We start from the raw sequence: 13,109 nt of genomic DNA, 5'->3' as shown, positions 1-13,109 counted from the left end.
TTTTAGAAGAATTAATGGTATAGCATAATTAAGTGCTATACCATTTTTATTTTAAGGTTAGAACATTTCTCAACAATTAACTGTATTCTTACAGTTAATTTAGTAGTATTATTTCAACTGTTGTTCCACCTCCTTTTTCACTCCTTACATTAATTGTTCCACTGTGGGCTTCTATTATGTTTTTCACTACAGATAGCCCCAAACCACCACTAACATTTTCATTTTCGTCTGGTCGATAATACCTAGCAAATATATTTTCAATCGTATTTTTATTCATACCTACTCCGTTATCCGTAATAGTAAAAGAAACACAGTTTTCCTCCATGTTCAAGCAAATATCAATTTCAATACTCGTTCCTTGTGGATTGTGTAAAACAGCATTCATGATGACATTCTGAATGGCACGATACAATAACTTTTCATCTGCATTTATTTGTATAACATCTGCATTACTTTGAAAACTAAAATCATACCCCATAGCCTTTGGATTGTTGGCAATGTCAGCTAAGAGTCTTTTTGCAAAGTCTACAATATTGAATTTTTGCTTATTTAAAGGATATGATTCGCCAAAAGTATCCAATTTAAAAGACAAATTTAAATCATCAATTAGTTCTTTAATAATCACACTTTTATCATGTATTTCACATGAAAACTTAGCCTGTTCTGTAGCAGTCCATCCTTTTTCACTATCGAGGAGCAATGCAGAGTAACCTGTTATATAGGAAAGTGGAGTTTTTAAATCATGCGACACTCCAGCAATCCAATTTGTTTTTGCCTCTTCTAAGTTCTTACGCTCTTTTTCTGTTGACTCCAATTCATTTGCCAAAACATATATATCTGAAATTAATTCTCGGTACAAGAAATAGCAAGCTTTTAATTTTCCACTTTGTTTATAGAACCTGTTATCCATATCTGACAAAATGTAATCTCTAGAGGTTAATTTCCTTATAAGTGAAATCATATATGCTAATGGATTGACAAAAAACAAGCCAAACAAAATGCCACCTATTATAAAGGGAAGCAATATAGATAAAATATCCAGTATATAAGATGATTCTTCACCATCTGTAAGTATTGGAATTAAGTATTCAGAACATAACAATACAAACATACCAGTTAGCATAATAAAGATGATTAAACCGCCAACGAAAAAGAAAATAAACCTTAAGCGTAACTTCATAATATAACCTCTTTCTCTGGTGGAATAAATTTGTAGCCAATCCCCCGCAAATTTTGTATCATCAATGGTGATTTCTCATCTCTCAACTTTTTCCTTAAACGTGAAATTAACATAGAAACTGTCTTTTCGTCTCCCACACTTAAATCATTCCATACTGTTTCATATAATTGTGAAGCAGTAAATACTTTATTAGGATTTTTGCAGAAGTACAAAAGCAAGTCATATTCTTTTGCGGTACAGTCAATCTGAATACTATCAATCGTTAAAACAGCATTATCCTCATTCAGTATAAATCTCCCATAATCATATATTTTAACAGAAGTATTTTGAATTTCTGCCATTTCCTTTGCATATTGTTGTCGACGCAGAATTGCCTTCACGCGTGCAACTACTTCTAAAGGCTCAAAAGGCTTTGTAATATAATCGTCGCCGCCAATAGAAAGCCCTGATAGCTTATCAAGCGTACTATCTCTAGCAGTTAAAAAGATAATTGGTGACAACGTATAGCGTCGTATCTCTTGGCACAAGTCAAAGCCAGAAAAGTCAGGTAACCCTACATCTAATACAATTAAGTCATAATTGATGCTATGAATATTTGCCAATGCTTCTGTTGCAGTAGTTATACAGGTTATATCTGAAAAATGCTCCTTTTTCAATGTAATCTTAAGAAGTTCAAGCAAGCCCACCTCATCATCAACAATCAAGATTTTTTCTTTTTGCATAGTCTCACTTCCTTTCAAAGTTCTATGGACTTATTTTAACACACAAAAAAATCTCTAACAATTATGTCCATTTAGTTTTACCTATTTGTGGTTTTCCTGTTACCTGTTTGTGGTTTTCATCATATATTCTAATTTCATAGACAAAAACAGGAGGTTAGAAAGATGCTTACAGTTGAAAATCTTACAAAAAAATATGGCAACAAAGTAGCAATTGATAGTATTAATATTACATTTAAAAAAGGGGTAACTGGCTTACTTGGTCCTAATGGAGCTGGAAAATCTACGCTAATGCGCATATTATCGACCATCGACCAACCTACAAGTGGAAACACCTTTTTTGAGGGACATGACATTTCTAAAAAACCTAATGATTTACGCTGTGTACTTGGATATTTGCCACAAGACTTCGGTATTTACCCAAACATGAGCGCAACAGAATTTTTAGAGTACATGGCTGCTATGAAAAATTTAAATATGAGAACAGCTCGAAAACGTATAAAGGATTTGTTGATTAGCCTTAATCTTTCTGATACAGGTAAAAAATATCTAGGTAGTTTTTCTGGTGGCATGAAACAAAGAGTAGGTATTGCGCAAGCTCTTTTAAATGACCCAAAAATATTGATTATTGACGAACCAACTGTAGGACTTGACCCCGAAGAACGTATTCAATTTCGTAGTCTACTTGCTTCGCTTGCTGCTGACCGAATCATTATTTTGTCAACTCATATTGTAAGTGATATAGAGTCAATCGCTACTAATATAGTTGTAATGGATAAAGGGAAACTCCTTGCTTCTACAGCACCAGAACAACTTATACAAGAAACAAATGGAAAAGTATGGAATTCTATAATACCTGTAAATAAGCTGGATGAAATACAACGAAAATTTATTGTAAGCAATTCAGCACAGCGTACTGATGGTATTCATGTTCGTATTGTTTCTGAAAACAAACCTTTATTAAACGCATCTCAAACCTATCCTACGCTTGAAGACGCTTACTTAGGGTTAACTGGAAAAATGGAGGTATTAGCATGAAAAACTTAGTGGTATTAATCAGGTATACATTACTTAGGCAAATTAGGAGTACAAATTATCTCTTGACAGTTGCCATTAGTATCCTTCTAGGTTTCTTATGTGTTCCAGATATGTCTGATGGTTATCAGATTTTTTATCTTGGTGGTATACGAGGTATTTATAATTCTGCATGGCTTGGCGCAATTTCAACTATTCTACCAACAATTTTACTTTGGCTACCAGGTTTTTATCTTCTTCGCAGTCAAGTATCAGAGGACAGAAGGCTGAAAATCGGTCAATCAGTTGCAAGTGCACCGATTAGTAAACTTCGTTATATTAACTCAAAATTTCTTTGCAATTTTGCAGTGTTGTTATCCTCTGTATTGATTTTTACAGTTGCAGTAATCTTAATGCAATTTTTTAGACAAGAAAGCTTAACAATCCAGATTGGTGCTTATATTGCTCCATTATTGATTATTACTATTCCTTATTTATTAATCCTCTCTGCATTGACTGTGCTAATGGACGTTGTTCCTTGTCTCAAGGGAGTTTTTGGCAATATTATTATATTTATTATATGGATAACATTATCTAGTGTTTCAGTCGCTTCACCAGGAAACTCATTTGATATATTTGGTATAGGCTATATACTAAATCAAATGTTAAATGGTGCACAACTGGTATTCCCTGGCCTGCCAAATGCGGCAAGTTTTGGTTACTATCCAAATAATGGGATAATTCCTACTTTCCAATGGAATGGCATTATTTGGCATCAAGATTTTATTCTTAGCAGGGTGTTTTGGGTATGTACTGCTTTTGCTTTAGTTGTTGTATCAACAATAGTTTTTGATCGCTTTCGTACTCCACGTAATATTAAAAATAGAAAAAATAGAATAACACCACAATCTATCATATCCAACCGCAACCATACATTGACACTTTCACCAGTTAAAAGAAGTAATCATACCAACTTCTTAACTTTATTAAGAGGTGAAATTAAAATAATGCTATTTGGCAAGTCGCTTTGGTGGTATATATTGTTCTTAGTTGCAATTATTCTTAGCTATTTTGTTGTAATTGGTGATGGATTAAAGTGGATTTCCCTAATCATGCTATTGCCTATTGAAGTATGGTCACAGATGGGTTGTCGTGAAAAAGCTTATAATACTACACAGTTGATTTCTTCAAGCTGTTCAAAATTGACAAAATGGTTTGTAAGTTGGATGGCAGGTATCATAACTGCTTTGCTTACTTCAAGTGGTATTCTGCTTCATTTTGCTGTTGATGGACAATGGCAACATTTTACTGCATGGATGTCAGGTGCACTCTTTATTCCTACATTGGCACTTGTACTTGGTACATTGGCAGGAAACCGTAAGATGTTTGAAGGCTTATATATTGCCCTTATCTATTTTGGTCCAATCAACAATATGTGGAGGTTTGACTTCTTAGGTGTACAATCAAATCAAATCATAGTTTACTTTACACTATTCATCCTTCTAACTTTATTTGGAATGTTAGTACAATCTATTTCAGATAAGAATATTATAATGAAATTTTTGAAAGGTCGTGTTTAATTATGAAAAACTTTTTTTGGAAAATTACTTTATTAGCTACAATTTGTGTAGGAATGGCTGGGTGCAGTGATAAAACAAAAAATACTGATACTGCTCAAGTTGGAGAAATTGACAATATCATTATTAAAACATCAGGAAATGATATTGTCATTCAGAAAACAAGTGGTAATAATGTAACCGCTTCTATTGTTGGTTATGATGGAGATTTAATTGTACAAAAAGAAAATACTCTTCTAATTGATATACCTACGCCTAAAGGTGGAGTTAAATTATCTTCTCCCAAAACTTTATATATTGGTATTCCTGACAGTAATGTAGTGTCTTTAAGTGCAACATCTGATACTGGAAAAGTTAAGATAGAATCAGTTAATGTAAATAAAATCTCTGTATCTACACAAATTGGTAATATTACTACATCTGAACTTGCTGGAAGTGTAAAAGCTAAAACGGACTTAGGAAAAATTCAGTCGAGCCTTAAACTCTCAAATGATATTAATGATAGTGGAGATGGTTCAAGCTATGATGGTATTATTGGCGATAAGACAGAAAGTATAATTAATCTTTATAGTAGTATGGGAGATATTGAGATGAAATAAACTTATCAAATAAAAAGAGGCAACTTCGAATCAGGTTGCCTCTTTTTTATTTGATTTAAAATTTACTATTTGCTCAGATCTTTAGATTTATCTATACAAGCAACAATAGATTTTATAACTGCTGATCTAAATCCTTCTTCTTCTAACACTCTAACTGCTTCTATAGTAGTTCCTGCTGGCGAACAAACCATATCTTTTAATTCACCTGGATGTTTTCCAGTTTCAAGAACCATCTTAGCTGAACCCATCACGGCTTGAGATGCAAATTTATAAGCTTGTTGTCTTGGCATACCAGCTAGTACTGCTGCGTCTGCAATAGCTTCTATAAACATAAATACATATGCAGGGGAAGAACCGCTAATACCTGTAACTGTATCCATTAAATATTCTGCTACTATTTCTGCTTCTCCGAATGATTCAAATAGAGCTTTAATCATGTTTAATTCTTCATCAGTTACATTTGCATTTTTACAAAGAGCTGACATACCTTCTCCAACAAGAGCTGGAGTATTAGGCATTACTCTTACTATTTTTTTATCTGAGCCTATAAAACTTTCAAGGCTTTCTATAGTTTTACCTGCTGCTATTGATACTATTATTTTATTTGCATCTATTAATTCTTTAAGTGGTGTTAAAGCCTTTTCGCATATATTAGGTTTAAGTGCAACTATTACCACATCAGAGTTTGCAACAGCCACCTTTGAATCAGTTGTAGTGTTTACCTTAAATTGCTCTTTTACTTTATCTAAAGCAACTTGACTTAAGTCTGATATAGTTATATCTTCTGCTTTTACTAATTCTGATTTTACTATACCACCTATCATTGCACTTCCCATATTTCCTGAACCAATAAATCCTAAAGTTTTCATATCAAATCTCCTCTTTTTCCATTAGTTTTTATTTTAAAGTAGCTAAATTTATAATATTTTAACTGCTTAAAATTATCTTAGTTATTATAAAATCTAGTTTTATTATGATTATTATAAATTACTTCTTTATATAGTTTATTAAATATAAATTTAACGATTTTTTCATTAAACTCAACGAGCTAACTTCCCATCCAGAAAGTTAGCTCAGAATTAATCTAAAATTTTTTTAAATGTTATCTAGTAATATATACTATTATACCAGTTACATTTTTATATAGTAAGAAGTTTCATTTACAAACAATCCTAGAATGTTTGCTCAGTTCTACCTATTATCTCATCTTGTAATGTTCTACTTAAATTGTTAAAGTGGTCACTATACCCTGCAACTCTAACTATTAAGTCTTTGTAATCTTGAGGATTCTTTTGAGCCTCTAATAATACATTTTTATCAAATACGTTGAATTGTATATGATGTCCATCCATATTAAAGTATGCTCTTACTAGATTAGCCATATTGTCTAATCCTTTTTCACCTTGCACTACTGATGGCGCAAATCTTTGATTTAGTAATGTTCCACCAGTTTTTATGTGGTCCATCTTAGCACAAGATTTTATAACTGCTGTAGGTCCATTAGTATCTCCACCTTTTTCTGGAGAAATCCCTTCTGAAACTGGTTTTGCACAAAGTCTACCATTTGCACTTGCTCCCATAATTTCTCCAAAGTATACATGGCAAGTAGTTGGCAACATATCTACTCTATATTCCCCACCACAAACAGTTGGTCTACCAGTTACTTCATTGTAATATGCATTAAATATTTCTTCCATTATTCCATCAGCATAATCATCATCATTTCCATACTTAGGAGTTTTATTTGCAACTATGTTAAGTATAGCTTCATATCCTTCAAAGTTAGAATCAAGTGCTTTAAGCAATGTATCCATATCAAATTTTTTCTTGTCAAATACATTATATTTTATTGCTGTTAAACTATCTGTTATAGTTCCTATACCAACACCTTGTATATATCTAGTGTTATATCTTGCTCCACCTCTTTGATAGTCTTTACCTTTTGCAATACAATCATCAACTATTGTAGACATAAGTGGGCAAGGCATATGTTTTGCGCATATATTTTCTATTACAGCATTTCCTTGTATTTTTATATCAATCATATAATGCAACTGATTTTTAAATGCATCAAATAATTCTTCATAAGATTTAAAATCTCTAGGGTTTCCAGTTTTAATACCTATTTGCTTTTTAGCAATTGGGTCATAGCCGTTATTTAATGTTAATTCAAGTATTTTTGGGATATTCATATATCCAGTTAAAACATATGCTTCTTTACCAAAACATCCTGTTTCAACACAACCACTAGTTCCTCCAAGTCTTGCATCTTCTATAGTTTTACCAGCTTCCATAAGTTCTTGAACTATTGCTTCAGTATTATAAAATGCTGGTTGCCCCCATCCTTTTCTTGATATTTCACAAGCTCTCTTTAAGAATTTTTGAGGAGTCTTTTTACTTATCTGAACATTTGAACTAGGTTGTATTAATTTCATTTCATCCATAACATCAAGTATTATATAACTAACTTCGTTAACACCATCTTGACCATCTGGATTTATTCCACCAGTATTTATATTTGCAAAATCTGTATATGTGCTACTTTCTTTTAATGTTATACCAACTTTTGGTGGTGCTGGTTGATTGTTAAACTTAACCCATAAACATTCAAGTAATTCTTGTGCTTTTTCTCTATCCAATATTCCATTTTCTACATCTCTTTCATAGAAAGGATTCAAATGTTGGTCTAGTCTTCCTGGAGTAAATGCATCCCATATATTAAGCTCAGTAGTAACTCCTATATGAACAAACCAGTACATTTGTATCGCCTGATGATAAGTTTCTGGCTTATGAGCTGGTACAACATCACAAGTTTCAGCAATTAACAATAAGTCTTTTTTCTTAGCTTCATCAGTTTCTTCTTCTGCCATTTTTCTTGCCTTTTCAGCATATCTCTTTCCTAATATAACCATTGCATCACAAGCTATTGCCATAGCTTCTAAATCAGCTTTTTTGTTGTATGCATCTAAGTCATTAAGGAAATCTAATTCTTTTAGTCTTGCTTCTATATCTTTCTTTAAATCTAAAAATCCTTTTTTATATATTGTATCTCCACAAACTGTGTGTCCTGGAGCTCTTTGTTCCATAAACTCTGTAAACATACCTGCTTCATATGCTGCTAACCATTCAGGTGTCATAGCATTTATTATCTTATCTCTTGTTTGTCTCTTTTTCCAGAAAGGTATTATTTCCTCTTGATGTATTTTTCTAGATTCTTCAGACACACTAAAATTTATTATGTCTCTATTATGCATTACTTCTAAATCTTCCATTGTATGACAACAAATTTCTGGATATGTTGGTGCTCCATTAGGAGAATCTCCTTTTTCGCCTACTATTAATTCTCCATCATTTATACTAAGAGTTCTGTTTTCAATGTAATGTTTAAATGATAAAGCACGAAGTACAGGAATTTCTACACTTCCTTCATATTTTTTATAAGCTTCTGTCATAAGTACTGCTCTTTCAATAGATATGTGTGGTTCTGCATTAACACTTTCTTCTCTTAATTTTTTAGTTCTTTCAAAAGTTCCTCTTGACATTTTATTACCCCCCAATCTTAGTATTGAAATTACTTGCTTCAAACAGCCTTTTTATTTCTTCTAATTTTTCTTCAGTAGGTCTTTGTAACTCTTCTCCTTCATATTTTTTATAAATCTTATCATACTTATGTTTACCAATATTATGATATGGAAGAAGACTTACATCTTTTATATTCAAAGGCTTTAAAAATTCTATCATTTTTTTAACCTCTAAATTTTCATCATCTACATTTACTCCTACAATTAATGGTATTCTTATATTTATATTAGCTCCTGATTCACTCAAAAGTTTAACATTTTTAAGTATTAAATCATTTGATTTTCCTGTAAATTTTACATGTTTTTCCTCGTCAATAAGTTTAATATCGTATAAGAACAAATCTGCACATTTAGCAACTCTTTCATAATTTTCTGACTTTGCATAGCCACAAGTATCAATTGCTACATGAATTCCCTTTGATTTACACATGTTTATTACTCCACAAATAAAATCCATGTCTTGAGCCATTACTTCTCCACCTGATAAAGTTACTCCTCCTCCTGATTCTTCATAGAAAATTCTATCTTTTTCTATCTCTTTAACCAGTTCTTTAACAGAATACTCTTGACCAACAATTTCTCTAGCATTGTTTATACAATAATCTAAACAAGTTTCACAAAACTCACATTTATCTTGGTCTAGACATATTTTTGTTTCACCTTTGTAAATTGCTTTGTGAGGACATATATTTATACATGCTTCACATCTTGAACATCTCTCTTCATTATACAAAACTTGTTTTGTATATGTTTGACTTTCTGGATTATGACACCAAACACATTCAAGTGGGCATCCTTTAAAAAATACTGTACTTCTTATCCCTGGCCCATCATGTATACTACATTTTTGTAAATTTATAACTAATGGATTCATAATTTTTTCACCCCTAAAGAATATCCATTCAATTTTTTTCATCTTTATGTAATTCATCTTCATAGGTTATTTCTATGAAAAGCATTTCTACAATTACATAATACTATATTCGTTATTATTTTGTCTATATTTTTTTAGTAATATTAAAAAATTTTATTTTATTATGATATTTATATTGATTTTATAAATTAAATTTAAATATTTATTAATTTTATTTTTATAAGTAAATATAGATAATATCTATAAACAATATGTTATTTTAATTAATTTAGATATATATACTATAAAAATTAAATAAAAACAGAGACTACACTTTACCATGTAGTCTCTGTTTCTCTAGTCATATTTAGAATTTTACATTTATTGTTACTGCTTTTCCGCCTCTATTTAATGTAATTTTTGTGCTAGCACCTTTTGAGAAAGTATATAACTTTTTGTTAAGGTCATTCATACCACTTATATCTGCATCTCCTACTTTAGTTATAATATCTCCTACTTTTACTCCTGCTTTTTCTGCTGATGAACCAGAGATTACTTCTGCAACATATACACCTTTGTCTGTGCTTAGCTTTGTACCTGTAGCTGCTTCATATTTTGATACATCTGTTCCTTTTATACCTAAAGTTACTTTTTCATATTTTCCAGTTTTTATTACTTCTTCAACTATACTTTTAGCTGTATTGATTGGTATTGCAAATCCTAATCCTTCTGCTTGAGAAGCTTTTGCTGTATTTATACCGATTACTTGACCTTTTTGATTTAACAATGGTCCTCCACTATTTCCTGCATTTATACTTGCATCAGTTTGTAATAGACCTGTCATATTAGTTTTCTCTGTTTGTATAGTTCTATCTAATCCACTTATTATCCCTTGAGTAACTGTCTTTTGGAAATCTAATCCAAGTGGGTTACCTATTGCTATTGATATATCTCCAACTTTTACTTTATCACTATCTGCAAATTCAGCTGGTGTTAATCCAGTTTTATCAACCTTAACTATAGCCAAGTCAAGTTGTTGGTCAAACCATACCACTTTACCTGATGTTGTTGAACCATCATTAAATAAAACATTAACACTAGTTGCTTGACCATCTGATATAACATGAGAATTAGTAAGTATATATCCATTTGAATCTACTATAATCCCAGTTCCTACTCCTTGTGTTTCAGTTGGTATTGCAAACATATTACTAGTATCGACACTAGTTGTCGTAATACCTACAACAGATGGTGTTGCCTTTTCTGCAACTGCTTGGTAAATATTTTGACTCTTTCCATCGTCATTTACAACTATAGGCGTAGAATTTCCTGTGGATTTACTTCCTAAATTATCTTTAACTAAAATTATTGTTAGCAAACTACTAAGTATTGAACTTATTATAGCGACTAATATTACTAAACTTATACCTTTCTTTCTTCTTGACATCTCATACCACTCCCTATCTAATATAATATAAATTATCAAAATATATTTTTCCCAATTTTCCATAAAAAAATGAAATCATCTATTTTGAGTAAACTCTCTTTCGATGATTTCATTATATTATTCTAATCTTAATTAAACCTTAACTATCTAAAATTATTTAAGTCTTTTTTCTAATTCTTCTTTTTCTTTTTCATAACCTGGTTTTCCTAGTAAGGCAAACATATTTTTCTTGTATGCTTCTACTCCTGGTTGGTCAAATGGATTAACTCCTAGTAAATATCCACTTATTCCACAAGCTTTTTCAAAGAAATACACTAAATATCCAAAATTATACTCATCTAATTGAGGTATATTTATTACTAAGTTTGGCACTTTTCCATCAGTATGTGCTAATAGAGTTCCTTCAAAAGCTTTATGATTTACAAAATCTACAGTTTTTCCTGCTAAATAATTTAAACCATCTAAATCTACTTCTTCTGAATTTATAGTTATATTTCTCTTAGAACTTTCAACATTAAGTACTGTTTCAAATAAAAGTCTTTTTCCATCTTGAATATACTGTCCCATAGAATGTAAATCTGTTGAAAAATCTACAGAAGCAGGGAATAAGCCTTTATTTTCTTTTCCTTCACTTTCTCCATAAAGTTGTTTCCACCACTCACTCACATAATGTAGTTGAGGTTCATAATTAACCAATAACTCTACATCTTTTCCTTTTCTATGTAAAATGGTTCTAGCTACAGCATATTTATAACTGTCATTATTTTTTAAGTCAGAATTTTGAAATGCTTCACGAGCATCATTTGCACCATTCATCATGGCATCAATATCAAGTCCTGCTGCTGCAATAGGAAGTAATCCAACAGCTGTTAATACAGAAAAACGACCACCTACATCATCCGGTATTACAAAAGTCTCATATCCTTCTTCTGTAGCTAATTGTCTAAGTGCACCCTTGCTTGAATCTGTTGTTGCATATATTCTCTTTCTAGCTTCTTCTTTTCCATATTTCTTTTCTAAATAATTTTTAAATATTCTAAAAGCAAGAGCTGGCTCTGTAGTAGTACCTGATTTAGATATTACATTTACAGAAACATCTTTACCTTCAATTACATCTAGTAAATCCATAATATATGTTGAACTTATGTTATGACCTACAAAATATACTTCAGGAGCATTTCTTTGCTCTTTTTTAAGCCCATTTCTAAAAGAATGACTTACCATGTCTATAGCAGCTCTTGAACCCAAATAAGAGCCTCCTATACCGATTACTAAAAGAACCTCTGAATCAGACTTTATCTTTTCAGCAGATTTTTTTATTCTAGCAAACTCTTCCTTATCATAATCTTTAGGAAGGTCTATCCAACCTAAAAAAGTATTTCCTAAACCAGTTTTATTATGTAACATATCATGTGCCACATCTACATACGGCTGCATGACATCTATTTCTTTTTGGCAAAAAAATTCTGTAGCTTTACTATAATCAAAATTTATTTTTCCCATTTAAATCCCTCTTTTCAGCATATGTGTTTTACAGAGATTATAACACAAAATCTAGGTGTTTTTTTAAAAAGTTTGCCACAAAATAATACATATATCTTTGAGCATTATTAGGAAATCGATTCTTCTAAATATTTCAACTATTTGCCAATTATAAAATTTTAATTAAATAAATGAATAGTCCAATAACAAAATGTTATCTTTTTATTTCTCTCATATTATATAAAATGTAACTTATTATAAATACATTTTTCTTAATAATAATCTGTTGATTAAAATAATTGAGAATGTTATGCTAATTATAATTATTAAAAGGGAAAAGAGGTAATTTAATATGTTTAAGCAACGATTATTTAAGTTATTATCTAGCACATTGGCACTTAGTATGCTATTTACTGCTACTCCGAATATTACTTTTGCTGATAATGGCGCAAAAAACATCTCCGATAAGTATCAAAGCTCTGATATAGAGTTAAATGATTATAGTAAAGGGTCGGAGTCTTACACAAAAACTAGAGCTCTTGCTAAAGAGAAAATTCAAACTTTACTATCTAAATATGGAGCTGTAAGCGCTCAATATGCTCTAATTGATAATGGTAAAATTGAGATTTCTGGAAATGGTGGCGTATACAGCAAACA

At 31.1% G+C, this 13,109-nt stretch carries 11 protein-coding genes; 4 read left to right on the top strand and 7 right to left on the bottom strand.

The window, feature by feature from the left end:
- Positions 1-94: 94 nt before the first annotated feature.
- Both KGF50_RS10610 and KGF50_RS10605 read right to left on the bottom strand, forming a co-directional pair.
- Positions 95-1,111, bottom strand: a complete 1,017-nt coding sequence (locus tag KGF50_RS10610; RefSeq protein WP_227848014.1) for a sensor histidine kinase — start codon at positions 1,109-1,111, stop codon at positions 95-97.
- Positions 1,112-1,176: 65 nt separating this feature from the next.
- Entirely contained in the window at positions 1,177-1,902 is a 726-nt protein-coding gene (locus KGF50_RS10605) for a response regulator transcription factor (protein ID WP_227848013.1), read from the bottom strand.
- Positions 1,903-2,064: 162 nt separating this feature from the next.
- On the opposite strand from KGF50_RS10605, the gene KGF50_RS10600 reads away from it, so the two are divergent.
- The 3 genes from KGF50_RS10600 to KGF50_RS10590 are packed head-to-tail and all read left to right on the top strand — an operon-like array spanning position 2,065 to position 5,089.
- Positions 2,065-2,937, top strand: a complete 873-nt coding sequence (locus tag KGF50_RS10600; protein WP_227848012.1) for an ABC transporter ATP-binding protein — start codon at positions 2,065-2,067, stop codon at positions 2,935-2,937.
- Entirely contained in the window at positions 2,934-4,493 is a 1,560-nt protein-coding gene (locus KGF50_RS10595; RefSeq protein WP_227848011.1) for a hypothetical protein, read from the top strand. Before KGF50_RS10600 ends, KGF50_RS10595 begins: the two co-directional genes overlap by 4 nt.
- Positions 4,494-4,495: 2 nt before the next feature.
- Positions 4,496-5,089, top strand: coding sequence for a DUF4097 family beta strand repeat-containing protein (locus KGF50_RS10590; RefSeq protein ID WP_227848010.1), 594 nt, complete (start codon positions 4,496-4,498; stop codon positions 5,087-5,089).
- Positions 5,090-5,154: 65 nt separating this feature from the next.
- On the opposite strand, the gene proC is transcribed toward KGF50_RS10590, so the two are convergent.
- The 5 genes from proC to KGF50_RS10565 form a co-directional block, all read right to left on the bottom strand.
- Positions 5,155-5,958 (bottom strand): pyrroline-5-carboxylate reductase, encoded by an 804-nt coding sequence (gene proC, locus KGF50_RS10585; protein WP_227848009.1) that lies wholly within the window; start codon positions 5,956-5,958, stop codon positions 5,155-5,157.
- A gap of 303 nt (positions 5,959-6,261) precedes the next feature.
- On the bottom strand, positions 6,262-8,631 hold the full coding sequence (gene hypD / locus KGF50_RS10580; RefSeq protein WP_227848008.1) for a trans-4-hydroxy-L-proline dehydratase: 2,370 nt from the start codon (positions 8,629-8,631) through the stop codon (positions 6,262-6,264).
- 4 nt (positions 8,632-8,635) lie between these two features.
- Entirely contained in the window at positions 8,636-9,544 is a 909-nt protein-coding gene (locus tag KGF50_RS10575; RefSeq protein WP_227848007.1) for a trans-4-hydroxy-L-proline dehydratase activase, read from the bottom strand.
- Between the two features lie 346 nt (positions 9,545-9,890).
- On the bottom strand, positions 9,891-10,970 hold the full coding sequence (htrA, locus tag KGF50_RS10570) for a serine protease HtrA (protein WP_227848006.1): 1,080 nt from the start codon (positions 10,968-10,970) through the stop codon (positions 9,891-9,893).
- 153 nt (positions 10,971-11,123) lie between these two features.
- The gene (locus tag KGF50_RS10565; protein WP_227848005.1) at positions 11,124-12,473 is read right to left on the bottom strand and encodes a glucose-6-phosphate isomerase; all 1,350 of its coding nucleotides are present in this window, start codon (positions 12,471-12,473) and stop codon (positions 11,124-11,126) included.
- 331 nt (positions 12,474-12,804) lie between these two features.
- On the opposite strand from KGF50_RS10565, the gene KGF50_RS10560 reads away from it, so the two are divergent.
- Positions 12,805-13,109, top strand: a 305-nt coding sequence (locus tag KGF50_RS10560) for a hypothetical protein (RefSeq protein ID WP_227848004.1), incomplete at its 3' end; no start/stop codon positions are given.

Origin of the sequence: Clostridioides sp. ZZV15-6598 (genome assembly GCF_020657705.1) — a bacterium.
Lineage (GTDB): Bacteria > Bacillota > Clostridia > Peptostreptococcales > Peptostreptococcaceae > Clostridioides > Clostridioides difficile_F.
The sequence above is the reverse complement of the archived record's forward strand: the minus strand, read 5'-3'. Positions and strand labels throughout refer to the sequence as shown.